At 71.3% G+C, this 24832-nt stretch carries 23 protein-coding genes, 3 pseudogenes and 1 riboswitch; of the genes and pseudogenes, 19 read left to right on the plus strand and 7 right to left on the minus strand.

Annotated elements, in window-relative coordinates; translation table 11 throughout:
• From ACFVW8_RS09400 to ACFVW8_RS09420, 5 genes are all read left to right on the plus strand, one after another.
• Positions 1-348 (plus strand): flavodoxin-dependent (E)-4-hydroxy-3-methylbut-2-enyl-diphosphate synthase (locus tag ACFVW8_RS09400; protein WP_389687786.1); only part of this gene is annotated, 348 nt, incomplete at its 5' end.
• A 26-nt stretch (positions 349-374) separates the two neighbouring features.
• Complete coding sequence (dxs, locus tag ACFVW8_RS09405; protein WP_389687787.1) at positions 375-2336, plus strand: 1-deoxy-D-xylulose-5-phosphate synthase; 1962 nt, start codon at positions 375-377, stop codon at positions 2334-2336.
• The gene (locus ACFVW8_RS09410; RefSeq protein ID WP_389687788.1) at positions 2333-3727 is read left to right on the plus strand and encodes an aspartate aminotransferase family protein; all 1395 of its coding nucleotides are present in this window, start codon (positions 2333-2335) and stop codon (positions 3725-3727) included. Before dxs ends, ACFVW8_RS09410 begins: the two co-directional genes overlap by 4 nt.
• A 67-nt stretch (positions 3728-3794) precedes the next feature.
• A complete protein-coding gene (locus ACFVW8_RS09415; protein ID WP_389687789.1) occupies positions 3795-4403 on the plus strand; it encodes a helix-turn-helix domain-containing protein in 609 nt (202 codons plus the stop codon).
• Positions 4404-4450: 47 nt separating this feature from the next.
• Positions 4451-4627: a DUF6126 family protein gene (locus ACFVW8_RS09420; protein ID WP_389687791.1), complete on the plus strand. Its 177-nt coding sequence runs from the start codon at positions 4451-4453 to the stop codon at positions 4625-4627.
• A 21-nt stretch (positions 4628-4648) separates the two neighbouring features.
• Here ACFVW8_RS09420 and ACFVW8_RS09425 read toward each other — a convergent pair whose 3' ends face one another.
• Complete coding sequence (locus ACFVW8_RS09425; protein WP_389687792.1) at positions 4649-5461, minus strand: tyrosine-protein phosphatase; 813 nt, start codon at positions 5459-5461, stop codon at positions 4649-4651.
• 460 nt (positions 5462-5921) lie between these two features.
• Positions 5922-6111, plus strand: a riboswitch (cyclic di-AMP (ydaO/yuaA leader).
• A gap of 3 nt (positions 6112-6114) precedes the next feature.
• On the opposite strand from ACFVW8_RS09425, the gene ACFVW8_RS09430 reads away from it, so the two are divergent.
• Together ACFVW8_RS09430 and ACFVW8_RS09435 are read left to right on the plus strand one after the other, a co-directional pair.
• Positions 6115-7062: a peptidoglycan DD-metalloendopeptidase family protein gene (locus ACFVW8_RS09430; protein WP_389687793.1), complete on the plus strand. Its 948-nt coding sequence runs from the start codon at positions 6115-6117 to the stop codon at positions 7060-7062.
• Positions 7063-7279: 217 nt separating this feature from the next.
• Positions 7280-8122 carry an SGNH/GDSL hydrolase family protein gene (locus ACFVW8_RS09435; protein WP_389687794.1) on the plus strand — a complete coding sequence of 281 codons (843 nt, stop codon included), beginning with the start codon at positions 7280-7282 and terminating at the stop codon, positions 8120-8122.
• Between the two features lie 101 nt (positions 8123-8223).
• Here ACFVW8_RS09435 and ACFVW8_RS09440 read toward each other — a convergent pair.
• A pseudogene (locus ACFVW8_RS09440) lies at positions 8224-8853 on the minus strand (STM4011 family radical SAM protein); the annotation flags it as partial.
• Between the two features lie 40 nt (positions 8854-8893).
• Here ACFVW8_RS09440 and ACFVW8_RS09445 point away from each other — a divergent pair.
• Positions 8894-9382, plus strand: a pseudogene (locus tag ACFVW8_RS09445) (DUF6745 domain-containing protein); the annotation flags it as partial.
• Positions 9383-9428: 46 nt separating this feature from the next.
• Here the strand turns inward: ACFVW8_RS09445 and ACFVW8_RS09450 are convergent.
• On the minus strand, positions 9429-10019 hold the full coding sequence (locus tag ACFVW8_RS09450) for a TetR/AcrR family transcriptional regulator (protein ID WP_389687796.1): 591 nt from the start codon (positions 10017-10019) through the stop codon (positions 9429-9431).
• A 99-nt stretch (positions 10020-10118) separates the two neighbouring features.
• Entirely contained in the window at positions 10119-11327 is a 1209-nt protein-coding gene (locus ACFVW8_RS09455; RefSeq protein ID WP_389687798.1) for a Glu/Leu/Phe/Val dehydrogenase dimerization domain-containing protein, read from the minus strand.
• Positions 11328-11628: 301 nt separating this feature from the next.
• Between ACFVW8_RS09455 and ACFVW8_RS09460 the strand changes: the two genes are divergently transcribed.
• Together ACFVW8_RS09460 and ACFVW8_RS09465 are read left to right on the plus strand one after the other, a co-directional pair.
• Positions 11629-12069: a PPOX class F420-dependent oxidoreductase gene (locus ACFVW8_RS09460; protein WP_389687800.1), complete on the plus strand. Its 441-nt coding sequence runs from the start codon at positions 11629-11631 to the stop codon at positions 12067-12069.
• Positions 12070-12168: 99 nt separating this feature from the next.
• Positions 12169-13425: an MBL fold metallo-hydrolase gene (locus ACFVW8_RS09465; protein ID WP_389687802.1), complete on the plus strand. Its 1257-nt coding sequence runs from the start codon at positions 12169-12171 to the stop codon at positions 13423-13425.
• 80 nt (positions 13426-13505) lie between these two features.
• Here ACFVW8_RS09465 and ACFVW8_RS09470 read toward each other — a convergent pair.
• Together ACFVW8_RS09470 and ACFVW8_RS09475 are read right to left on the minus strand one after the other, a co-directional pair.
• Positions 13506-13811 (minus strand): annotated as a pseudogene (locus ACFVW8_RS09470) (hypothetical protein); the annotation flags it as partial.
• On the minus strand, positions 13771-14349 hold the full coding sequence (locus tag ACFVW8_RS09475; RefSeq protein WP_389687804.1) for a helix-turn-helix domain-containing protein: 579 nt from the start codon (positions 14347-14349) through the stop codon (positions 13771-13773). The gene ACFVW8_RS09475 and the pseudogene ACFVW8_RS09470, both read right to left, overlap by 41 nt.
• A 47-nt stretch (positions 14350-14396) precedes the next feature.
• On the opposite strand from ACFVW8_RS09475, the gene ACFVW8_RS09480 reads away from it, so the two are divergent.
• The 9 genes from ACFVW8_RS09480 (at position 14397) to ACFVW8_RS09520 (ending at position 22835) form a co-directional block, all read left to right on the plus strand.
• Complete coding sequence (locus tag ACFVW8_RS09480; RefSeq protein ID WP_389687806.1) at positions 14397-15242, plus strand: class I SAM-dependent methyltransferase; 846 nt, start codon at positions 14397-14399, stop codon at positions 15240-15242.
• 240 nt (positions 15243-15482) lie between these two features.
• Positions 15483-16475: an ArsR/SmtB family transcription factor gene (locus tag ACFVW8_RS09485; RefSeq protein WP_389687808.1), complete on the plus strand. Its 993-nt coding sequence runs from the start codon at positions 15483-15485 to the stop codon at positions 16473-16475.
• Between the two features lie 187 nt (positions 16476-16662).
• Positions 16663-17376: a C39 family peptidase gene (locus ACFVW8_RS09490; protein ID WP_389687810.1), complete on the plus strand. Its 714-nt coding sequence runs from the start codon at positions 16663-16665 to the stop codon at positions 17374-17376.
• Positions 17377-17419: 43 nt separating this feature from the next.
• The gene (locus ACFVW8_RS09495) at positions 17420-18409 is read left to right on the plus strand and encodes an alpha/beta hydrolase (protein WP_389687812.1); all 990 of its coding nucleotides are present in this window, start codon (positions 17420-17422) and stop codon (positions 18407-18409) included.
• 334 nt (positions 18410-18743) lie between these two features.
• Entirely contained in the window at positions 18744-20681 is a 1938-nt protein-coding gene (locus ACFVW8_RS09500) for a sensor histidine kinase (RefSeq protein WP_389687814.1), read from the plus strand.
• Between the two features lie 7 nt (positions 20682-20688).
• Positions 20689-21123 (plus strand): roadblock/LC7 domain-containing protein, encoded by a 435-nt coding sequence (locus ACFVW8_RS09505; RefSeq protein WP_389687816.1) that lies wholly within the window; start codon positions 20689-20691, stop codon positions 21121-21123.
• 2 nt (positions 21124-21125) lie between these two features.
• Positions 21126-21497 carry a DUF742 domain-containing protein gene (locus tag ACFVW8_RS09510; protein ID WP_389687818.1) on the plus strand — a complete coding sequence of 124 codons (372 nt, stop codon included), beginning with the start codon at positions 21126-21128 and terminating at the stop codon, positions 21495-21497.
• On the plus strand, positions 21475-22251 hold the full coding sequence (locus ACFVW8_RS09515; RefSeq protein WP_389687820.1) for an ATP/GTP-binding protein: 777 nt from the start codon (positions 21475-21477) through the stop codon (positions 22249-22251). The genes ACFVW8_RS09510 and ACFVW8_RS09515 overlap by 23 nt, the downstream gene beginning before the upstream one ends.
• A gap of 20 nt (positions 22252-22271) precedes the next feature.
• Positions 22272-22835: a GAF domain-containing protein gene (locus tag ACFVW8_RS09520; RefSeq protein ID WP_389687903.1), complete on the plus strand. Its 564-nt coding sequence runs from the start codon at positions 22272-22274 to the stop codon at positions 22833-22835.
• Positions 22836-22875: 40 nt separating this feature from the next.
• Here ACFVW8_RS09520 and ACFVW8_RS09525 read toward each other — a convergent pair whose 3' ends face one another.
• Positions 22876-24807, minus strand: a complete 1932-nt coding sequence (locus ACFVW8_RS09525) for a DUF2264 domain-containing protein (protein ID WP_389687822.1) — start codon at positions 24805-24807, stop codon at positions 22876-22878.
• Positions 24808-24832 lie beyond the last annotated feature (25 nt).

Below are 24832 nucleotides of genomic sequence, written 5' to 3' on the forward strand. Positions count from 1 at the left end.
CTGAAGCAGCGCCGGCTGGAGATCGTGTCCTGCCCGTCGTGCGGTCGTGCGCAGGTGGATGTGTACAAGCTCGCGGACCAGGTCAGCGCCGGTCTTGAGGGCATGGAGGTGCCGTTGCGGGTGGCCGTGATGGGCTGTGTCGTCAACGGCCCGGGCGAGGCGCGCGAGGCCGACCTGGGTGTGGCGTCGGGTAATGGCAAGGGTCAGATCTTCGTCAAGGGCGAGATCATCAAGACGGTGCCCGAGTCGAAGATCGTCGAGACCCTCATCGAGGAAGCCCTGAAGATCGCCGAGGGCATGGACGACGCCGGGACACCATCGGGGGTCCCCGCCGTCACCGTGAGCTGAAACAGGACCAGAGAGGGGGCCCGGGCATGACGCTTCTGCAGAGCATCCGGGGGCCGCAGGATCTCAAGGCGCTCAACGAACCACAACTCGGCGAACTCGCCGAGGACATCAGGAAGTTCCTGGTCCAGGCCGTGGCCAGGACCGGCGGACATCTGGGGCCGAACCTCGGTGTGGTGGAACTCTCCATCGCTCTGCACCGGGTCTTCGACTCGCCCGTGGACCGCATTCTGTGGGACACCGGTCACCAGAGCTACGTACACAAACTCCTGACCGGGCGGCAGGACTTCTCGAAGCTGCGCGGCAAGGGGGGCCTCTCCGGCTACCCCTCCCGCGAGGAGTCCGAGCACGACGTCATCGAGAACTCGCACGCCTCCACGGTGCTCGGCTGGGCCGACGGCCTCGCCAAGGCCAACGAGGTGCTGGGCCGCCCCGACCACGTCGTCGCGGTCATCGGCGACGGAGCGCTCACCGGCGGCATGGCCTGGGAGGCGCTGAACAACATCGCCGCCGCCAGGGACCGGCCACTGATCATCGTCGTCAACGACAACGAGCGCTCCTACGCGCCGACGATCGGCGGCCTGGCCAACCACCTCGCCACGCTCCGCACCACCGACGGCTACGAACGCTTCCTCTCCTGGGGCAAGGGCGTCCTCCAGCAGACGCCCGTCATCGGACAGCCGCTCTACGAGTCCCTGCACGGTGCCAAGAAGGGGTTCAAGGACGCCTTCGCCCCGCAGGGCATGTTCGAGGACCTCGGACTGAAGTACGTCGGACCGATCGACGGGCACGACACCGCCGCCGTCGAGTCGGCGCTGCACCGGGCGAAGCGCTTCCACGGCCCGGTGCTCGTGCACTGCCTCACCGAGAAGGGCCGTGGCTATCAGCCGGCCCTCCAGGACGAGGCCGACCGCTTTCACACCGTCGGCGCCATGGACCCACTGACCTGCGCCCCGCTCGCCCCGGCTGCCGGTCCCTCCTGGACGTCGGTCTTCGGGGACGAGATCGCCGCGATCGGGGCGGAGCGGCCGGACGTCGTCGCCATCACGGCCGCGATGCTCCACCCGGTGGGGCTGACGAAGTTCGCCGAAGCGTTCCCCGACCGGGTCTGGGACGTCGGGATCGCGGAGCAGCACGCGACGGTCTCCGCGGCGGGGCTGGCGACCGGCGGGCTGCATCCCGTCGTGGCTGTCTACGCCACCTTCCTCAACCGGGCCTTCGACCAGCTGCTGATGGATGTCGCGCTGCACCGGTGCGGTGTGACCTTCGTCCTCGACCGGGCCGGGGTCACCGGTCCCGACGGGGCGTCCCACAACGGCATGTGGGACATGTCCATGCTCCAGGTCGTACCGGGCCTCCGGATCGCGGCACCGCGTGACGCGGGGCAGCTGCGGGCCCAGCTGCGCGAGGCCGTCGCCGTCGACGACGCGCCGACCATGATCCGGTTCCCCAAGGAGTCGGTGGGCGAACCCCTCCCCGCCATCGGCCGGATCGGCGGCATGGACGTACTGCACCGCGCCGAGGACGCCGATGTGCTGCTGGTCGCGGTCGGCGTCATGGCTCCCGTCTGCCTGCAGGCCGCAGAACTGCTCGCGGGCGCCGGTATCCGCTGCACCGTGGTCGACCCGCGCTGGGTCAAGCCGGTCGACGAGGAGCTGGCCCCGCTCGCCGCACGGCACCGGCTCGTAGCCGTCGTCGAGGACAACAGCAGGGCGGGCGGCGTCGGTTCGGCGGTCGGGCAGGCCCTGCGGGACGCCGGGACCGACGTACCGCTGCGGACGTTCGGCATTCCCGAGCAGTTCCTCGCTCACGGGAAGCGCGCCGAGGTGCTGGCCGACATCGGACTCACACCGGTCGAGATCGCGGGCCGGATCAGCACCACCCTCGCCGCGCGGGCGAAGTCCGCGGGCGACGGGCACGGACCGGCCGTCGACGACGTACACAACGAGCGCAACGCCCTGGGCAACGGGCACAAGGAGAGCGGGGCATGAAGGACGACGGGCCCAAGGCCTTCGATCTGGCGCAGCTCCTCGCGGAGCGCGGCGCCGAACGCTACGAGCTGCACACGAAGTACCTCAACCACCAGCTCCCGCGCATGCTGCACACCATCGGCTTCGACAAGGTCTACGAACGGGCCGAAGGCGCGCACTTCTGGGACGCGGAGGGCAACGACTACCTGGACATGCTCGCCGGGTTCGGGGTGATGGGGCTCGGGCGGCACCACCCCGTCGTACGCAAGGCGCTGCACGACGTGCTGGACGCCTCGCTCGCCGACCTCACCCGGTTCGACTGCCAGCCGCTGCCGGGTCTGCTCGCCGAGAAGCTGCTCACGCACAGCCCGCACCTGGACCGGGTGTTCTTCGGCAACAGCGGTACGGAGGCCGTCGAGACGGCGCTCAAATTCGCCCGGTACGCCACGGGGAAGCCGAGGATCCTGTACTGCACGCACGCCTTCCACGGGCTGACCACCGGTTCGCTCTCGGTCAACGGCGAGGACGGCTTCCGGGACGGCTTCGCCCCGCTGCTGCCCGACACGGCCATCGAACTCGGCGACCTCGACGCGCTGCGGCGCGAGCTGAAGCGCGGCGATGTGGCCGGCCTGGTCGTCGAGCCGATCCAGGGCAAGGGTGTGCACGCCGCACCGCCAGGCTTCCTGCGCGCCGCGCAGGAGCTGCTGCACAAACACAAGGCCCTGCTCATCGCCGACGAGGTGCAGACCGGTCTGGGCCGCACCGGTGACTTCTACGCCTACCAGCACGAGGAGGGCGTCGAACCGGATCTGGTCTGCGTGGCCAAGGCGCTCTCCGGCGGCTATGTGCCCGTCGGGGCGACGCTCGGCAAGGACTGGATCTTCAAACGGGTCTACTCGTCGATGGACCGGGTGCTGGTCCACTCGGCCAGCTTCGGCTCCAACGCCCAGGCGATGGCGGCCGGACTCTCGGTCCTCGCTGTGATGGAGGACGAGGAGACCGTGGCGAACGCCCGCCGCACCGGTGATCTGCTGCGCGAACGGCTGGCCGCACTGGTCGACCGCTACGAGCTGCTGCACGAGGTGCGGGGGCGCGGGCTGATGATCGGTATCGAGTTCGGCCGGCCGTCCTCGCTGAAGCTGCGCAGCCGCTGGACCATGCTCCAGGCGGCCCGCAAGGGGCTCTTCGCACAGATGGTGGTCGTACCGCTGCTCCAGAAGCACCGGATCCTCACCCAGGTCTCCGGGGACCACCTCGAAGTGATCAAGCTGATTCCGCCGCTCGTCATCGACGAGGCGGATGTCGACCGGTTCGTGACCGCGTTCACTGCGGTGATGGACGACGCGCACAACGGCGGACTCATGTGGGACTTCGGCCGGACCCTGGTGAAGCAGGCCGTGGCCAACCGCTGATCAGCAGGGGTTTTGCCTCGGAGGCAAGAAATTTGCCTCCGAGGAAAGATCCTGGCCCAATGGAGACATGAATCCTCCAGAGGGAGGGGTGGCCGACGAGCTGCCCGGTGTCGCACCGCGCCTGCGCGATCTGCGCCGCGGCCGCGGGCTCACCCTGGAGACCGCCGCCCAACGCGCCGGGCTCTCGCCCGCCCATCTGTCCAGGCTCGAAACGGGCCGGCGGCAGCCTTCGCTGCCGATGCTGCTCGGACTTGCCAGGATCTACGGTACGACGGTCTCCGAGCTGCTCGGCGAGATCCCGCCGGAACGTGACGCGATCGTCCGTGGCCGGAAGTTCGAGGGGGCCGAGGCGGACGGCTGGATGTACCAGCAGGCCGGCGGTTCCGGCCGGGCGATGCAGGCGCTGCGTGTCCGGGTCCCGTACGGCGCCCAGGGCGATCTGGTGCGCGTCCATCCCGGTGAGGAATGGCTGTACGTCCTGGCCGGGCGGCTCCGGGTGACGCTCGGGGAGATCGTGCACGACCTGGCTCCCGGCGACAGCGCGCACTTCGACTCGCTCACCCCGCACCGGATCGAGGCACCGGACCGCGAGGGCGCCGAACTGCTCTTCGTCCACACCCTGCTGCAGAGCCCCGCCGCCGAGCTGTGCCTCGGCAGCGGGATCCACCGTCGCTGAGACGTTTTCCCCGCCGCCGGCCCGTCCGGTCGCCAGAGAGGACTGTCATGTCCGATTCCGAGAACTACGACCCGCTCACCCCGGCCAGGCGCAAGAAGTCCGACTCGCAGGAGAGCAGGATGCCGCGCGGGCTCGTCATCAGGCTGTTCGCCTATCTGGTGGCCGGGCACGTCATCGCCGGTTTTCTCTACCTGCTGTTCGCGGTGGGGATGCACAACCAGTAGCCGGCGGCGTCCCCGGGCCCGTCACGCGTCGTCGAGGAGCCGCTCGCGCAGCCGCTCCCGCGTCTCGGGCGTGATCTTCAGCCCTTCCGAGAGGTAGCGGTCGGTGCCGCCCCACGTCTCGTCGATCGTGGCGAAGGCCGCGGCGAGATATTCGCTGTGGGCGCCGAAGAGCGGGCTGAGCAGCTCCATCACCTCCGGCGACATCCCGGCCGCCGAGGTGTCGCTGCGGCGCACCCGGTAGCGGCGGTGGGCGTCGTTGGACTTGAGGTAGTCGGCCTCGATGGTCTCGCGCCCGACGCCGACCGCGAGCAGTGAGACCGCGATCGAGAGTCCCGCCCGGTCCTTGCCGGCCGCGCAGTGCATCAGGGCGGGAACGCTGTCCTCGGCCAGGGCGTGCAGCACGCGGCTGTGCTCGGCCGTGCGCTCCAGGATGATCGTGCGGTAGGAGGCGACCATGCGATGGGTCCCCTTGCCGTCGGCGAGAAGGCTGCGCAGCTCGTCCATGTTGCCGTCGCGCACCATCCGCCAGAACTCGCTGCCGTCGGCGGGGTCGGTGAGCGGGATGTTCACATTGCGCACTCCGGGCAGTTCCACGTCCAGCCCGTCCAGCTTGAGGTCGGCGGCGTTGCGGAAGTCGAAGACGGTGTGCAGACCGAGCCCGCCGAGGAACGCGGCGTCCTCGGCCGTGGCGCCGGCGAGGTGACCGCTGCGGAAGAGCCGCCCGTACCGCACGCGGCGGCCGTCCGAGGTGGGCAGCCCGCCCACATCACGGAAATTTCGGACTCCCGCCAGCTCCGGTTCCGTCGACGGGGTCTGCGGCAGCTGCTGCGTCACGGTCACTCCTGGAGGCTCTGCCGCCGACGCGTGTCGCCGGCGGGTCCACTCTCGGACGATACGACATCGATGACCCGGGCAATCATCTCGGTGACCACCCCTGTGCGGGCCGCCGGACCACCACGGTTCGGGGCCGTGGCGGCACGGGCTGCGACGGCGGTGGTCACGCGGGACGGCAAGGCCCCCCGGTGTGAACGACGGACATGACATGTCCGTATTGAGGCTTTTAGTCGAACATGCCCTGCTTATGCGGGAGATGGTCACCCGCTCGTGAGCGGGATCATATCCGTGACGGTGTGTGGCGGCGGCCCGGCCGGGTAATCCGTACGCCGCGCGGAAAGCCAAGATCCGTAATCCACGGAGTGTGACCGGAATTCCAGGTCGAATTTCCGGTGCGGAATCCGGTGTGGAACCTGTGGCTTGTTTCCGCCGTCCCGGCTCGCTTACGTTCCATGTCAATCCGGATGGAACGCCTAATCCTGCCGCCGTCCGGAATTCGCACCCACTCACCGTGTGGCAGGAGCGGGGGAACCAGGTAAGCCGCCGACCGGAGTGATCCGGCCGGCTCGGGGTGAAGTCGCGCCAGGCGCGGCCGGGCATCTCCAGCCCGAACCCGACAGCTCACCTCGTAGGCGCCGGAGAGGAAATTCTTCATGCCCACACCGGGTAAGCACCGCCGTCCGAAGTCCAGCACCATTGCCCGTGGCGTCGTCGTCGCGAGTGCCGGCGGAGCCGTCATCGCGCTTCCGCTGCTCGGCGCCACCGGTGCCAACGCCGCGGAGCAGGCCGCTCCCGCCACCGCGAAGTCGGCCGCCGCCACGCACGCCTCCCCGGCCAAGCCGGTCGCCGACAAGCAGTCCGGCACCAAGACGTACTCCGTGGTCTCCGGCGACTACCTGTCGAAGATCGCCGCCCAGCACAAGCTCAAGGGTGGCTGGGAGAAGCTGTACCAGGACAACCGCAAGGTCGTCGGCGACGACCCGAGCCTGATCTTCCCGGGCATGAAGCTGACGCTCGGCGGCAAGGCCACCGGCGACGCCCCGACCACCGGCTCGCACACCTCCGCGGGTGCCACCACCCCGTCGAAGGCCCCGTCCAAGGCTCCTGCCAAGACCGAGTCGAAGGCCTCCACGGCCTCCAACTCCTCCTCCGACACCCAGTCGTCCGACGAGTCCTCGGCGGACCAGAGCGCCGCCTCCGGCTACGTCCACCCGGTGCCCGGCAACCACACCACGGCCTACCGCGCCTCCGGCGCCAGCTGGTCCAGCGGCAGCCACACCGGCATCGACTTCCCGGTCTCCACCGGCACCAGCGTGAAGGCGGTCACCTCCGGCACCGTCGTCACCGCCGGATGGGGCGGCGCGTACGGCAACGAGGTCGTCATCAAGCACGCCGACGGTCACTACTCCCAGTACGGCCACATGTCCTCGCTCTCCGTCTCGGCGGGCCAGGCCGTGACCGCGGGCCAGCAGGTCGGCCTCTCGGGCGCGACCGGCAACGCGACCGGCCCGCACCTGCACTTCGAGGTCCGCACGGGCCCGGCGTACGGCTCGGACATCGACCCGATCGCCTACCTGGCGTCGCACGGGATCAACGTCTGATCCAGCAACACCGGTCCGGTAACCAGGACCTGAGCAATGCATAGAGGGACGGTGTGCGGCGGCGCACCGTCCCTCTGCTGTGAAGTGCGCCCGGCATCTGGTGCCGGGCGCACTTATTCCCCCTTTACCAAAACCTGACCAGGTGGTCTATCTCACCACCCGTCAACCCCGTATTACGGTCGCGTAGGTCACATTCGAAGGTGCAGGATATGCCCTTGTGGCAGACGATTCGAGAAACATCCGACAGGGCGTCATCAACCGACAGGGCGCCATCGAGTCGTACGCGGCGATTGGCGACAGCTTCACCGAGGGAGTCGGCGACCTCGGCCCGGACGGAACATTCGTCGGCTGGGCGGACCGGTTCGCGGTACTCCTCGCCGACCAGCTCCCGGACCCCGGTACGGAGGGCATCACAGGTGCCGCGCACGGGAACTTCAGATACGCCAATCTCGCCGTACGAGGACGCCTCCTCGACCAGATAGTCGAGGAGCAGGTGCCCCGCGCCAAGGAACTCGCCCCCGACCTGGTGAGCTTCTGCGCGGGCGGCAACGACATCATCCGGCCGGGCACCGACCCCGACGACGTGGCCGAGCGCTTCGAGCGCGCGGTCGCGGAGCTGACCGAATCGGTCGGCACCGTCATGGTCACCACCGGCTTCGACACCCGCGGCGTTCCCGTGCTGCGCCATCTGCGCGGCAAGATCGCCACCTACACCGCCCATGTGCGTTCCATCGCGGACCGCTACGGCTGCCCGGTGCTCGACCTCTGGTCGCTGCGCTCCGTGCAGGACCGGCGTGCGTGGGACGGCGACCGGCTGCACCTGTCGCCCGAAGGGCACACCCGGGTCGCGCTGCGCGCCGCCCAGGTCCTCGGCCTCGACGTGCCGGCGGACCCGGACCAGGAATGGCCGCCGCAGGCCCACCGGGGAACGCTGGAGGTCAGGCGCGACGACATCCACTGGGCGCGCGAGTACCTGGTGCCGTGGATCGGGCGCCGGCTGCGCGGTGAATCCTCGGGAGACCATGTGGAAGCGAAGCGGCCGGACCTGCTGCCGCTCTGAGGCCGGGGGCTCCCGGCGCCCGGGAGCCCGGTCGGAGTTCGCGGAACGGGTGCCGCTCGGCGAACTCCGGGGCGGTGTCGGCCGGCGACTCGTCCGGGGGGTTACGCGCGTCTCCGTCCGATGTCGTACAGCGGCCGGGCCGGTACGCGTTCCAGCACGCCGCCCGCGAAGACGTCGTACAGCGGCAGTGTCTCCAGGTGGACGTAGCCGATGTGGCAGTCGCAGACGGCGAGCGGGCAGGACCGCGGGCCCAACGCCCGCCGGTAGCTGCCGTCGTACAGATTGCCGAGCTCGGCCTTGACGAAGTGGCAGCGGCGCACCGTGCCGTCCCCGTCGACCGAGACCACCGACTCACCGGTGCGGCAGGGCAGCCCGGCCGACCGGTGCGGATGGCGGCTGTACGGGAACAACGGGTCGATCTCCGTCCACCGGCCGGCCTCCTCGTCCGTATAGCTGTGCCCCTCCGCGGCGTTGCCCCAGAGGCAGACCTCTTCTGGGAGCGCGGCCCGCAGCCGCCGCGCCTCGTCGAGGTGGTCGCCGAGACCGACCACACCGACGCTGTGGCGGATGCCGAGCGACGCCAGCTCTCCGCACCGGGCGAGGAAGCGCTCGGACGGCGTCTGCCCCGGGTGGCACGTGCACCAGAGCGCGATCTTGTCCCGGCCCGCGGTGCCCGCCGCGGCCAGCCACTGTGTACGGCCGCTGAGGTTCGTCTGGATCGCGACCCGGCGGCTCACTGACAACGGGACGACCGGGCCCGGTCGCCACGCGCTCGACGGACCGGCGGCGGTGGCCAGGAACGCCGGCTGGTGTTGGCCCTACGAGCGCACCGTGGTGATCAGCGAGCGCCCCGAGGTGCTGCACCGTGACGCGGCGGGCCGGCTGGACAGCGGCGACGGGCCCGCGCTCGCCTACCGGGACGGGTTCGGGCTGTACGCCTGGCGCGGCATGGCGGTGCCCGCGGACTTCCTCGCGGAGCCGCGCCGAGTGATGCTGGAGTTCTACGGATACGACCGCTGCCTCAGCGAGTCGGGTGCCGAACCGGTCCACCCGGACGGGACGGGCGTCCTCCGGCGGATCGCGCTCGACGGTGACGAGGACGTGGTGATGGTCGGGGTGGTCAACTCCACCCCGGAGCCGGACGGTACGCACCGCACGTACTGGCTGCGTGTACCGCCCGCGACGCGGACGGCGAAGGCCGGCTTCGCCTGGACCTTCGGTCTGCGGAGCGAGTCCTGCCGGCCCGTGCGCCAGACCTGACGGGGTGGTGGGAAAGGGAGGGAACGGAGGCGGTGGGGCGGGGCAGTCAGGCCGTCAGCGTCGCGTGGTCGACGCCGAGTTCACGGGCGAGGGCCTGTTCGACCCACTCCAGCATCGTGGCCCGGGACAGCGGACCCGCGTACGACGTCATCTGCACCGCCAGCCCGTCGAGCAGCGCGGTCAGCCGCCAGGCCACGGACATCGGGTCGTCGCAGTGGAACTCGCCCGCGGCCGCGCCCTCTTCGATGACCTCGGCCAGCTCGGCCTTCCACTGCTGGTCGAGATCGCCCGCCACATTGCGCAGCGCAGGATCACGCAGCGAGGCCGTCCAGCCCTCGATCCACAGCCGCCAGCCCTTGGCCTGGCCCGTCGGGGCGTACCAGCGGACGGCGGCGCGCAGCCTGCGCACCGCGGTGGTGCGGCGGCTCAACAGCTTGCGCAGGTGGGCGAGATCGGCCTCGGCCGCATGGGCGAAGGCGGCTGCGACCAGCTTCTCCTTGGTGGAGAAGTGGTAGAGCACGAGTGCGTTGCTCACACCGAGGACGGAGGCCACGTCGGCGATCCGTACCGCCGCGACACCTCGCACCTCGATCTGCTCGACGGCGGCGCGCAACAGCTCCTCGCGTCGCTCCGCCACACTCAACCGGACTCTTCCCACGGCGTCACCCTAACCAATGACCGTTCCGGGCCAGGCCGTGGGCGGGCCCGGGTCTGCTGACCGGGCGTCACCGTCCGGTCAGCGGTACCAGCCGAAGCGTTCGGCCATCACCGGCAGCCGGTCGGCGACGACGGCGTGTGCCGCCGCCCGCGGGGTGCAGCCGTCCGCCGTGGCCCGGGTCAGCACGAGGTCGATGAGGGCGCGCATCGAGCTCCGGGTGTGCGCGAAGGCCTCGTCCGCATCGGCGCCGATATCGCCGAACAGGGTCCACCACCACCAGGCGTTGGTGCCCGAGTTGACGACCACATCGGGCAGCACCGTGATCCCGCGTTCCGCGAGCAGCGCCTCGGCCGCGGCGAGCACCGGCATATTGGCCGCCTCGACCACCCAACGTGCTCTGATCCGGGCCTGGTTCGTCGCGTCGATCGCGTAGGAGACGGCCGCCGGTACGAGCATCTCCACATCCTGGGCCAGCCAGGCCTCGGCGGGCAGCTCCCGGTCGGCCTCGCGCAGCGCGCCGCGGTCCACCGTTCCGTAGGCGTCCCGGGCGGACAGCAGGGCGTCGACGTCGAGGCCGTCCGGGTTGGCGATCGTGCCCTTGACATCGGCGACGGCGACGACCCGCAGTCCGGCCCGTGCCAGGAACCGGGCGCTCGCCCCGCCCATGGTGCCGAGTCCCTGGACCGCGACCCGTGTCCCCTCGTACGGGACCCCGGCCCGGTCCAGTGCGGCCAGCGCCGACTCGGCGACCCCGCAGCCGCCGACCAGTTCGTCGAGACCGATGCCGTCGACCTCGACGGCGAAGGCGGCCGCCAGCCGCCGGCGGGCCGCATCCTCGTCGTCGACCAGCGGGTAGACGGCCTGGACGCAGGAGACGAGTCCGGCTTCCGCGGCTGCGCGGTCGACCAGGTCCTGGCTGAGTCCCAGGTCCTCACCGGTGGTCCAGATGTTCTCGACGTATGGGCGCATGGCCCGCAGATAGCGCACCAGGACGCCGTACGCGGCGGGGTCGCGCGGGTCGCAGTCGATGCCGCCCTTGGCGCCGCCGAGCGGGACGTAGCGGGCCCCGGGACGGTCCGCGTCGAAGTGGAGGGCTTCCTTCATCGTCATGCCGCGCGCCAGTCCGGCGACCTCGTCGAGCGTGCAGCCCGCCCGCATCCGCAGCCCGCCGCTGGACACTCCGCGCACCAGCCGGTCCACGACCAGGTGTCCCCGGCGGCCGGTGACGTGGTCCGTCCAGGTCAGTGAGATCAGCGGGGCGGGCAGGGGCACCGGGGGCGTCGTCATCGGGGTTCTCCTCGGTCGCTGTCGTCGGGCCGGCCCGGGGCGAGGCCGTGGAACCCTGTGCGCGACCGGGCGCCCCCGTCCTCCCGGCGATCTCGCTTGAGATCCTTTACTGAATCGCGAGTCAGTATCGAGAAACGGGGGAGCCGATGTCAATGCGGCCGGTGGCCCGTGACGGGCGAGTGGCCGGAGCGCGCCGGTCGGCGGCAGCGGGCGGGGCGGGTCCTGTGGGGCTCCCGATACGGCAGGGGAAGCGGTGGGCCGGGTGCGGAATCCTGTGCGGGGTCCGGACGTTGGATTCGGCATGACGGGATTCGATGTACAGCAGGACGCGCTTCTTCGCCTGTTCTCCGAAGGCAACAGCGGCGTACTGGTCACGCTCAAGCGGGACGGCAGGCCGCAGCTGTCCAATGTCAATCACTTCTACTACCCCGATGAGCGCATCATCCGCGTCTCGGTCACCGAGGACCGTGCCAAGACCCGGAACCTGCGCCGGGACTCCCGGGCGAGCTACCACGTCACCAGCGAGGACCGCTGGGCCTGGACGGTCGCGGACGGCACCGCCGATCTCACTCCGGTGGCGGCGGCCCCCGCGGACGCCACCGTGGCAGAGCTTGTCACGCTCTACCGCGACGTCCAGGGCGAGCACCCCGACTGGGACGACTACCGCCGGGCCATGGTCAGGGACCGCCGGGTCGTGCTGCGGCTCCACGTCGAGCACGTGTACGGGCAGCCGCGTGGCTGAGGCCGGGAGCGCGGTCGGCCATCCCGTTGGGTGTTCCGGTCTCGCACTGTCGTGCCCCCCGACCATAATGAGACGATCCCGACTCCCTCAGGAGATCTTGTGACCGGCGCTGACTCGAAGCTTCCGCTCCGCTCCCGGCTGCGTGCGCTGCGGCCCGCCGACTTCGGGGCGGACCCGGCCGGCGCCCGCATGGAGCGCATTCGCCGTTCCCCCAACTTCGTCGACGGAGTGTTCCAGAACCCGGTGGGTGCACGGATCAGACCGTCCGGCTCCGCTCTGGAGTTCGCGAAGACGTACTTCCGCAAGGAGGAGCGGGCGCTCAGATCGCCGACCGGTGATGTGCCCGTCCATGCCACCACCCTGGCCGACCTTGCCCAGCCGCCCGTCTCGGGGCTGCGGCTCACCTGGATGGGGCATTCCAGTGTGCTCGCCGAGATCGACGGCCGGCGGGTGCTGTTCGACCCGGTCTGGGGGGACCGCTGCTCACCCTTCGCGTTCGCCGGACCCAAGCGTCTGCATCCCGCGCCGCTGCCGCTCGGCGCGCTCGGACCGGTCGATGTGGTGGTGATCTCCCACGACCACTACGACCACCTCGACCTGCCGACCATCCGGGCCCTGGCGGGCACGGACACGGCCTTCGCGGTGCCGCTCGGCGTCGGGGCGCACCTGGAGCGCTGGGGCGTGCCCCCGGACCGGATCCGTGAGCTCGACTGGAACGAGGCCACCGAGGTCGCCGGGATCAGGCTCACGGCGACCCCTGCCCGGCACTTCTGCGGCCGGGGCCTGCGCAACCAGCAGCACACCCTCTGGGCCTCATGGGCTGTCGCTGGACCCGAGCACCGGATCTACCACAGCGGTGACACGGGCTATTTCCCCGGCTTCAAGGAGATCGGCGCCGAGCACGGGCCGTTCGACGCCACCATGATCCAGATCGGTGCGTACAGCCAGTACTGGCCCAGGGACCACACGAACGGCAGACCCGAGCCCGGTGCGTGGCCGGACATCCACATGAGCCCCGACGAGGGGGTCCAGGCCCATCTCGACCTTCAGGGCGGCGACCCGGCTGCGGGCATCATGCTCCCGATCCACTGGGGGACGTTCAACCTCGCGCTGCACCCGTGGGCCGAACCCGCCGAGTGGTCGATGCGCGCCACGCAGTTCGCCGGGGTGACGATGGCGGCCCCGCACCCTGGCCGGCCGTTCGAGCCCGCCGATCCGCCGGCGGTCGAACCGTGGTGGCGCGCGGTGGCTGCCGAGCCCGCACCCGGATGGGGCAACTGGCCCCCGGTGCACGTACAGCTTCCCGGCGGCGCCGTAACGCCCGTACCCGAACGGGACCGGGCCGCCCAGGCCTGACCCGCGGGCTGGGTGGGTCCAGCCGGGTCTTCCCGGTGTTTCAGGGAAGGAAGGCGCGGCGCACGGCCGGTGCGGCGGCGGTCGTGGTCGGCGTCCGGGTCGGCCGTCGCCGCCGTGCAGGTGAGACTGCCCGGTGACCAGGTCATGGCCATGGAGATCACCATGGAGTGCACATCGGCCGCCGGCAGGACCGGATCGATGTGCCCGGAGTCCTGTGCCCCGTTGACGGCCTCCGTCTTGGGGCTCTCGTCGGCCTCGGAGAACAGATGGCCGGTGGAAGTGCCCTCCAGCCGCCCCCGCTCCGTGGGTGCGGCCGACGCGGGTGCGGGCGGCCGGCGAGGGGCGTCACGCCGGGGGATGGAGATGGGCGCGCTGTCCGTCGTGATCGAGGATGCACAGGATCTCCGCCGGCCCGCCGTGCGCCTTGATGGCGTGCGGGACCATGGTGGAGAACTCCGCCGCCTGGCCCGTCTCGACCCGGACGGCGCGCTCGCCGAGGATCAGCGTGACGGTTCCCGACAGGACGGTGAACCAGTCCTTGCCGGGGTGGACCCCGAGCCGGTCGGCTCCCGGGCCGCGCGCCTCCTCGGTGATGCGCATCTTGGCGACGGTGGCGCCGGCCGGTCCGGACCCGCGGTTCAGCACCCAGGTGGTCAGCCCCCGCTGTTCGTCGCGCTGCGGTCTGATCACGACGTCGTCGTCGTTGACCGATTCCACCAGCTGGTCGAGCGAGATTCCCAGGGCGCGGGCCAGGGCCGAGAGCTGATCGAGGCTGATGCGCCGGTGACCGGTCTCGATGCGGCTCAGGGTGGAGGGGCTCAGGAAGGCGCGCTCGGCGAGGCTGTCGAGTGACCAGCCGTGCGCCTGCCGCAGACTCCTGATGCGCATGCGCACGGCACTGTCCACGTCGCTTTCTTGCGTCATGCGCAAGAGAGTACTCGTCAAGCGCAAGGCCGGATTATCGTCGGGGTATGAACACCGCAGACACCGACGTCTCCCGCCCGAACCACACCGGGGCCGATGCCGGCACCGCCGCCATGGCCGAGATCCTGGAGCTCGACGCCGAGGTCCTGCACAGCCATCTGTCGGAGCTGACCGCGTGGCTGGGTGAACTTTCGGACCGGGAACCCGGCCGCATCGTCGACCTGGGAAGCGGCACCGGCACCGGCGCCGTCGCCCTGGCCAGCCGCTTCCCGCGTGCCGAGGTCACGGCCCTGGACCTCTCCCCGCAGATGCTCCACCGGCTGGCGGAGAAGGCGGCCGCACTCGGCCTCGCCGACCGGGTCCGCGGCGTCCGGGCCGATCTGGACGAGGGCCGGCCGGTGATCCACACCAGCGACCTGGTCTGGGCGGCCGCTTCCCTGCATCACATGGGGGACCCCGACCGGGTGCTGTCCGACGTGTTCGGCGCCCTGCGGCCGGGCGCCCTCCTGGCCGTCACCGAGATGGACTTCTTCCCCCGCTTCCTGCCCGACGACATCGGCGTGGGCCGGCCGGGTCTGGAGGCCCGACTGCACGCCGCCCTCAACGGGGAGCCGGCCGCCGACTGGACGGAGCACCTGATCCGCGCGGGTTTCGTGGCGGAAGCCGTTCGCCCCTTCGTGATCGACCTGCCCGCACCGCTGCCGGCCGCCACCGCCCGCTACGCGCAGGCGTGTCTGCGCAAGCTGCGCTCGCACCTCGACGGGCAGCTGTCCGCCGAGGACCTGGCCGCCCTCGACGCCGTGACCGACGGCGAAGGCCCCGGCAGCATCCTGCGGCGCGACGATCTGACGGTCCGGACCACCCGGACCACCTGGGTGGGCCGCCGCCCCTGACCGGGCAGCAGGCAGCCGGTCCGTTCGGCCCCGGTGGCACGCGCACGTGGCACGCGCCGGTGCCGGGCCGACGGGTCCAGGAACACGCACGGCTCGACAGGTGCACGGCGGTACGCTGCCGGGAGGAAGCAGGTGCGGCGGTGCGGCGGCTTCCGGGTGCAACTCCCTTCCACCGGCCCGCGATCCGATGGTCGCGGCCGCGGTCCGGAGCGGTACATCTTCATGTTCGGGGGAGCGGCCATGCTGCGGGTGCACTTCACGTCCGAGGACCTGGCGCGGGTCCGGGTGGCCCCCGGGCCCGACTTCCTCTGGGAGATCAGCAACAGCGTCCAGACCCTGCAACGACGTGACGGCGAGAGGGTGTTCGGCGACTGGCGCCGCTGGGTGCGGCCGCGGCTCTCCGCGAGCCCACGGCTGCTCTCCGCTCTGCTGCCCCCACGTGGGTACTCACCGGACTTCCTCACCCCCACCTCCGGTGACCGGGCCACCCTGCAGGCAGCCGTCGACACCCTGATGAGCACCCCGCGCCCACGGCTGCGGACCGATCTGACCCAGCTTGCCGCGTCGCTCCAACTTCCCGGCTGGGTACGGTCATTGGCCGGAGGTGACGCCGAGACCCTCCAGCAGCTGGGCGAGGCCCTGCGCACCTATCAGCTGGAGGCGCTCGCCCCGTACTGGCAACGGGTCCACGCCCATATAGACGCCGACCGCGCCCTTCGCCTGCGCAGTCTCCTCGACGGTGGCACCGAGGGGCTGCTGGCCGGCCTCGGACCGCAGTTCCGCTGGAGACCGCCCGTACTGGAGGTGACGTACCCCGTCGACCAGCAACTGCGGCTGCGCGGCCGGGGGCTCGTGCTGCAGCCGTCGTTCTTCTGCTGGCCCACGCCGATCACGCTGGCCGACGGAGATCTGCCGCCCGTGCTCGTGTACCCCATCCACCACACCACGGACTGGGCCGGCCCCGCACCCGCCCGGCCGGCGGAGGGGGCCGGACCGCTGGGACCGCTGCTCGGTCATACCCGCGCCGGCCTTCTGCGTGCGACCCGCACCGGCTGCTCCACCGTCGAGGCCGCACGCCTCCTGGACGTGACCCACCCCGCCGTCAGCCAGCACCTGAACGTGCTGCGAGCGGCGGGTCTGGTCACCACCGTTCGCAAGGCCGGGCGGTCCTTCCATGTCGCGACCGCCGAAGGGCGGGCACTGCTCGCGGCCGAGGAGCGGGCGCGACGGTAGCCGGAGCTCGCGGGCCCCGCCGACTCCACCGGTAAGCCTGAGCTTTCGTTCCTTGCGCCCCTCGCGGACGAGGAACCACGCTGACTTCCGCATCCGGTCGTGCGCGCAGCGTCGTGGCGCTCACGGCCGGGTGCTGCCCGAAGGCGTTTCTTCACGCAAGGCCCGTCCCCCACCCTCAGGAGCCTTTATGCGCAGGAGACTTGTGTCCTCAGCGATAGCCGTCGCCACCGTCGGGGTGCTTCTCCACCCCGGCATGGCACAGGCCTCGCCCGCACCGCACGTTCCGTCCGTGTCCGTGCTCGCCCACGGAACGAAGGCGGGTACGGCCGTCGTCAGCGGGCACAGCCGCCCCGGCACCCGGCTGAAGGTCGACGCGGGCAGCACCAGCAGCGGGCACTGGCTGGAGATCGACTACCAGGTCCAGGAGACCGGATACTGGTGCGGTCCGGCCGCCACCCGCATCGCGCTCTCCGCCCGGATCGCCCCGCCCAGCCAGGGCGCCCTCGCCGGGCAGCTCGGCACGACCGAGGCCGGCACCGACCACATCGGCCAGGTCACCGGCGTGCTCAACGCCAACCTCGGCGGGGGCTGGTACGAGACCAAGGAGATGCCGAACGACCCGCCCACCCAGGCCCAGCGGGACCTGCTGTGGAACGACATCGTCTTCGACATCGACCGCAACTACCCCTTGGTCACCAACATCGTGGCGCCGCCCGGCAATCAGCCGCCCGGCTACCCCTCGGACCAGACGATCTACCACTACTTCACCGTCTTCGGCTACGACGACGTGGACCGGACCGTGCTCATAGCCGACCCCGCCTCCTTCAGCGGCAACCAGATCTACTGGATCTCCTTCGACCAGCTCGCGACGCTGATCCCGCCGAAGGGCTACTCGGCATGACGCGTCCCGTCCGTACCTGTCCCGTCCCCGCCAGGAGGCCGTGTTGAGCAGCTACCGTCCCACCCGCAGAAACGTCATCAAGGCCGCAGGCGGCATCTCCGCCGCACTGGCTCTGGGCGCCGGGGGCGTCCTCGCGGCCGCGTCGCCCGCCGGCGCGGCGGGCGACGGCTTCGGGCTGAGCATCGTGGACCGGGGCGAGACCGATCCGCGTATGTGGTTCTACCGGTTCGCGACCGACGCGATCGGCTGGAACCCCGGCGTCAACGTCCTGCTCCCCGACGACTACCACACCGGCGGACGCACCTACCCGGTCCTCTACCTCTTCCACGGAGGCGGCACGGACCAGGACTTCATCACCTTCGACCGCGCGGGCATCCGCGACTGGACTGCGGGCAAGCCGGTCATCGTCGTGATGCCCGACGGCGGGCACGCGGGCTGGTACTCCAATCCGGTCAGCTCCAACACCGGTGCCCGGAACTGGGAGACCTTCCACATCAACCAGCTGATTCCCTGGGTCGACGCCAATTTCCGTACCTACGCCGAGTACGACGGCCGTGCCGTGTCCGGATTCTCGATGGGCGGCTTCGGCGCCCTGAAGTACGCGGCCAAGTACTACGGCCACTTCGCCTCGGTGAGCGCCCACTCGGGCCCGGCAAGCCTGCGCCGCGACTCCGGGCTGGTCGCCCACTGGGCCAACGCGTCATCGGCCGCGCTGGACCTGGGCGGCGGCACGGTCTACGGCGTCCCGCTGTGGGACGAGGCCAGGGTCAGCGCCGACAATCCGGTCGAGCGGATCGAGAGCTTCCGGAACAAGCGCGTCTTCCTCGTCGCCGGCACCAGCCCGGATCCGGTCAACTGGTTCGACACGGTCAACGAGAACCAGGTGCTGGCCGGCCAGCGGGAGTTCCGGGCCCGCCTCGGTGACGCCGGCATCGCGCACGAATGGTACGAGGAGCCCGGCGGTCACATGATCCGCCCCGCCATGGTCCGCCGCGACCTCGACGGCATCATCGCCCGGCTCCGCAAGGCGTAGCCCGAGGACAACGAGACACCACGGCAAGCCCCCTCGACGGAATCGAGGGGGCTTGTCGTGTGCCGGGCGCCGTCCGGCAGCCGGCGCCGCTCTCTGCCGGACGCCCTTATTCGGTCGCCCGTGCGAGGACTCATACCAGAGCGGGACGGATGGCGGGCAACTTCCACAACTGCCCGCCGCGGCCTCGCCCGGGGCGACTACCGTGTGTGTCCGGTGATCAACGGTGGGCTCATGTTTCCCGGGCCCGCCCGGCCGATGATCCGAGAACGACCGACCACCGTAGGTGCCACCACATGAATACCGATTCCTGGGGCCCCACGTACCGAGGACGCTGATGTCTCAACTTCGCGCACCCGACGCGCGACCGGAACGCCGAGAGGGCGGGCGGCACGGCCGACCGGGTGCCCGTTCCCACTCGGCCGCGGCCAGGCCGCGCGCTGCCCAGCCGTCCCCCGAGGCCCGTATACGCCCCCAACTCCTGCGCACCGCGGTGCTGCCGGCCGTCGCTGTCCTGCTGACCGGCGCAGCGGCCGTCATCCTCACGGTCCGCGCCACCGGCACCGCACCGTCCGCCCAGCTCTGGACGGCGCTCGGCGCGGCCGGGGCACTGGCGGCCGCCGCCGTGGCAGCGGCCTTCCTCGCGGCCAACCGCGCCGCCACCACCGTTCTCGGCCGCTGCCTCGCGCTGCGCAGGGCCAGCGCCCAGGGCCAGGCCGAACTGCAACGGGTGGTGGAACAGCTCCGCAACGGCGAACCCGTGTCCGCGCGTCGGCCCCCGCAGCCCACCGCCCCCGGCAGCGACGCCTTCGAGCTGCTGGCACAGGAGCTCGGCCGTCAACAGGAGGCCGCCGTGGCCGCCGTCGTCCAGGCGTCGCGGCTCTCCGAGCACACCGGCGAGGACCAGAAGGTCGAGGTCTTCGTCAATCTCGCCCGCCGGCTGCAGTCGCTCGTGCACCGCGAGATCCAGCTGCTCGACGAGCTGGAACACGAGGTCGAGGACCCCGATCTGCTCAAGGGCCTCTTCCACGTCGACCACCTGGCCACCCGCATCCGCCGCCACGCCGAGAACCTCGCCGTCCTCGGCGGGGCCGTCTCCCGGCGCCAGTGGAGCAACCCGGTCACCATGACGGAGGTGCTGCGCTCGGCGATCGCCGAGGTCGAACAGTATCCGCGGGTCAAGCTCGTGCCCCCGATCGACGGCACCCTGCGCGGGCACGCCGTGGCCGACGTCATCCACCTCCTGGCCGAACTGGTCGAGAACGCCACGGTGTTCTCCGCCCCGCACACCCAGGTGCTGCTGCGGGCCCAGCACGTGACCGCCGGTCTCGCGCTGGAGGTGGAGGACCGTGGTCTCGGCATGCCGGGCGACGAGCAGAAGCGGATGAACGCCCTGCTCGCCGACCCGGACCAGGTCAACGTGGCCCGGCTGCTCCAGGACGGCAGGATCGGGCTGTTCGTGGTGGCCTCGCTGGCCCGCAGACACGGCATCGCCGTACGGCTGCAGAGCAACATCTACGGCGGTACGCAGGCAGTGCTCGTGCTTCCGCAGTCCCTGCTCGGCGTCGAGGGCGAGGCCCCCGCCGAGGCAGGCGGCGCACCGGCCCCGCCGCCCGGGCCCGTACACCGTCCGCCGCCCCTGGACGAGGCCACCGCACGCCGGGACCTCGACCGGGGCCCGGCCCCCGCCCCCGAGCCGGAGCCGGAGCGCCGGCCGTACGTACCGAACCAGCAGTTGCGGATGCACCAGCCGCCCCAGCAGACACGGCGTCAGGGCGAGGCCCCGCCGCTCCCGCTGCGTGCCGAACGGCTCGACCGGCCCGCACCCGCCGAGGCTCACCCCGGCAGCCGGACCGCGGACGAAGCGGTACCTGCACCGGCACCGGCACTTACCCCGGAGCCAGGAGTCGTGCGCGGCACGATGGGCCGACCGCAGCTTCCCCGGCGCGCCAATCAGGAGCACCTCGTCCCACAACTCAGGGACGCTCCCGCCCCGCGCATCGACGAGGAGCCCGCCCTGCACGACCCGGGGCTGGTGGCGGCCTTCCGGCGCGGCATCGACCTCGCCGAGGCGCGTGCCGAATCGGAGTCCGAGCCGGGGACGGATACCGGACAGGGTTCCGGGTCCGGGACGGATCCCGCGGCCGTCAAGGCTGCCCGGACGCCGCTGGATCCGCTCCCGGTCCGCGGTGCCACCGCCTCGGGGGAACTCCTCCGGGCCGGCTCGTACCACAGCGATCAAGAACCACTCGAAGCGAACACCTCCAAGGAGTAGATGCACCATGGCGACCGATATGCCGTCCGGTCAGGTCTCGGACCTCGACTGGCTGCTGAGCGGGCTGGTACAGCGCGTGCCCTACACGCGCAGCGCGGTCCTGCTCTCCGCCGACGGGCTGGTGAAATCCCTCCATGGCATGGACGCCGACAGCGCCGACCACATGGCGGCGCTGGCCGCCGGCCTGTACTCCCTCGGCCGCAGCGCCGGAGCACGGTTCGGGGACAACGGGGAGGTCCGCCAGGTGGTGGTGGAGCTCGACTCGACGCTGCTCTTCGTCGCCACCGCCGGTTCCGGCACCTGTCTGGCCGTACTCGCCGGGCGGAGCGCCGATGCCGCCGTGCTGGGCTACGAGATGACCATGCTGGTCAAGAGTGTGCGGCCCTATCTGATGACCCCGACCAGACAAGCGGCCGGGGTGCCGGGCGCCACGGGGCTGTGAGCGTGTCGGCCACGCGGGACGCGCCGTTGCTCGACGATGCGGCAGGCCGCCTCATCCGCCCGTACACGGTGAGCAACGGCCGCACCCGGCCCACGACCGTGCTGGACCTGCTGTCCCTGGTGATGGCCACCGGAACCGTTCCGCAGGTCCACCTCGGTCCCGAGCACTCGGTGGCACTGGGACTGTGCGGCGGCCCCACCTCGGTCGCCGAGATCGCGGCACATCTGCGGCTGCCCGCGGTCGTCACCAAGGTGCTCCTCTCCGATCTGGTCGACTGCGGCGCGGTCACCGCACACCCGCCCGCCTTCCACGACATGCCCACCGACCGATCCCTGCTGGAGGCAGTGCTCGATGGCTTACGACGACAGCTCTGACGGTTTCGACAGCTCCGCCCCGTACGCGGGGACCGCGAGCCCCGGAAACGTCGGCTATGCGGAGGGCCCCGGGAGCGGCGGGTACGAGGAGCCGCCGGGGCACATCGGGTACGCGGACGCCCCCGTCAGCACCGGCTACGAGGAGCCGGCCGCCACCCCGGAGGGCTTCCCCGTCGCGCTCAAGGTACTGGTGGCGGGCGGGTTCGGCGTCGGCAAGACGACCTTCGTCGGAGCGGTCAGCGAGATCGCGCCGCTGAGCACGGAGGAGCTGCTGACCCAGGTCAGCGCCGCGACCGACAGCCTCGAAGGCATCGAGTCCAAGACCTCCACCACGGTCGCCATGGACTTCGGCCGCATCACACTGGACGAGCAGCATGTGCTCTACCTGTTCGGCACACCCGGACAGGAACGCTTCTGGTTCATGTGGGACGAACTCTCCCAGGGCGCACTGGGAGCGGTGGTCATCGCCGACACCCGCAGACTCGAGGAGTGCTTCGCGGCCGTCGACTTCTTCGAGCGGCGGGGCATCGGATTCATCGTCGCCGTCAACGAGTTCGACGGCGCCTTCCGCTACGGCCCCGACGAGGTGCGGGCCGCGCTCGACCTGACACCCGAGGTACCGGTCGTCCTGTGCGACGCCCGGATCGCCAGCTCGGGCACCGGGGCGCTGGTCACCCTCGTCCAGCACCTCATCAACGCCACCGCGGAACCGGCCCCGCTCTCCGCCCACGGAAGTCTCGGAGTCCCCACGTGATCCCGCACGCCATCGGCCGGATGCTGCTGACCCCCGTCGACAGCGACGCCCCCGTCCGGACCCAGCGGCTGCGCAGCCTCGGCCTGGGGGAGCGGTCCGACGCCTCCTTCGACAACTTCGACGCCTTCGCCGACCGGGTGGCCGAAGTGACCGAAGTGCCCTTCTCCATGGTCAACTTCATCGACGGGAACCGGCAGTTCTACGCCGGGCTGCACACCCCGGCAGGCACCCGCAAGGGCGCCGACCTGGGCGCCACGGCGGCCGGCAGCGGCCGAAGCGGCCGGTATGTGGCCCTCGATCACGGCTACTGCCCGCACGTCGTGGTCCGGCGCAGGGCACTGGTCCTGGAGGACGTCTGCGACTACCCGCGGTTCGCCGGCAACCCGGTCGTCGACGACATAGGCATCCGCTCCTACCTCGGGGCACCGCTCATCGACCGTACGGGGATCGCCCTGGGCGCCGTCTGCGCCGTGGACACCGTGCCCCGGCCGTGGGGCCGGGCCGGGCTCGACACGATCAAGTCCCTGGCTCAGGAACTGGTCGGCCACATCCACCGGCGGGAGGACAACACCCTCGGCATCTGAGTCCCGGCCCGCCGTCCGGGCCAGGGAGCCCTGCGCCGGATCAGACCTCGACCCGGGTCCCGTCCAGGAAGGTCAGCACCACGGCGTCGCCGTTCACCCGCACGCGCACCGCCGTACGGAGCGCCTCCGGATGGACACGGTCCCGGGAGAGCACCACGAGCGAGACATGAACGCCCGTGCCGCCCGGACGGGGCGCGCTGCGCAGATACGGGACCGCCGAGTGAGGTCCGTACGCGTTGGACTCGACATCGCGCGCCACCGCGGCCCCGTCGGCGCCGCCGTCCCACCCGTACAGCGCGACCACCGCGCTGGTCAGCCCGTCGGCCGTGCGGGCGAGCGCCCAGTCAGGCCCCGTCGAGGCGAACGGGCTCGTCCCGTCGGCTACCGCGTGGCCGCCCTCCCGGACCACCGCGCCCTCGGGGGACTCGACCCGGTGAACCCGGATCTCCCACGGACCGTGCAGCACGCTCGTCGTCCCGATCCGGTACCCGCGTTCGTCGCCGGGCAGCCGCGCCACCGACCAGGAGGCGGCGATCCGGCCCTCACAGCGCAGCGGATGGATCCGGCGGCGCCGGGACGGGGTGCCGTCCGGGGCGATCAGCGCCAGATGGCTGTCCATGTTGCGCGCCAGGGCGTGCGGCGCGGATTCCGGTGCGGTCGCCGTCGAGTACGCGAGCTTCGCGTAGTGCGGATCGTCCTCGCCCGCACCCCGGTCCGGATCGGCGTCGGACGCGTCGGATTCAGGGGCCGGCGGGTTGTGGTCGCTGCCGTGGTTGACCAGCCGCACGATCCCGTCGTGCCGCGTGCCGTGCAGCAGCCAACCCGGGGCGGGCAGTGCACTGTAGGTGTCCGACTCATCGACGGGAAGCGGGAGTTCACGCGCTGTCCACACCGCGTGGTCCGCCGGGAGCAGCAGCCCGAGGAAGCCCTTGCTCGCCCAGTACGGGGAGGCCGGACCGGAGTACGGCTGGGTCGACGGCAGGAAGGTGTCGTACCAGCCGAGCGTCAGCAGTCCCCGCTCGTCCGGCACTCCGCGCTCCACGAAGTGCCGCAGCGTACCCGAGGCGAGCCGGCGGGTGAGGCCGGGCGCAAGCGGTGTGCAGTCGGCGAGCGCGCCCATCCAGACCGGTGCGAGCGCGGCGAAGCGGTACGTGAGCGAACGGCCCTGGTGGACCGGTGTGCCGTCCGCCCCGAAGAAGTGCGGGTAGTCCTCCAGGAACCGGCTGAGCCGCTGACGGTAGATGGTGGACCGGCCGCCGTCGCCGTCCGGCCCGGCGATCCGCGCCCACAGCAGCGGGTACAGATGCATGGCCCAGCCGATGTAGTAGTCGAAATTGCGCCCGTCCCCGTCGGTGTACCAGCCGTCGCCGACGTACCAGTCCTCGATCCTGTCCAGCCCGCCCTCGATGTCGGAGCGGCTGTACGGGGCACCCACCGATGCGAGGAACTGCTCCGAAACCACCTGGAAGAGGCGCCAGTTGTTGTCCCAGGTGCGTCCGCCGACGAACCCGGAGAACCAGTCGACGACCCGCTCCTGCACTCCGGCGTCCAGCCGGTCCCAGATCCACGGCCGGGTCTCGTGCAGCGCGACCGCGATCGACGCCGCCTCCACCATCTGCTGCGAACAGTCCGTCAGACGCGGCCAAGACTCCCCGCTCCGGGGGTCGGTGCCGGCCGCGAGACCCACCGCGTAGCGCTCCGTCAGCGCGGGGTCGACCGCCCCGCCCGCTCCCGCGATCCGGCAGGCGGCGAGCAGGAACGAACGGGCGAAGCCCTCCAGCCCGTCCGAGACGACCCCCGACCAACTGCCGCGACCGGGCAGCCGGTACTGGGCGAAGCCCGGGGTCGCGTACGGGGTCAGCGCGTCCAGCATCCGGTCGGCGGTCGCCTCCCAGTGCGCCCGGGTCCAGCCGGTGCGTGACGACAGGACCCGGTCGGTCGGCGGCAGTTGCAGATGCGGGGCGACGGACATGGTGGCGCTGCTCCTCGGATTCGAA

The sequence above is a fragment of the Streptomyces sp. NPDC058221 genome (assembly GCF_042882365.1).
GTDB lineage: Bacteria > Actinomycetota > Actinomycetes > Streptomycetales > Streptomycetaceae > Streptomyces.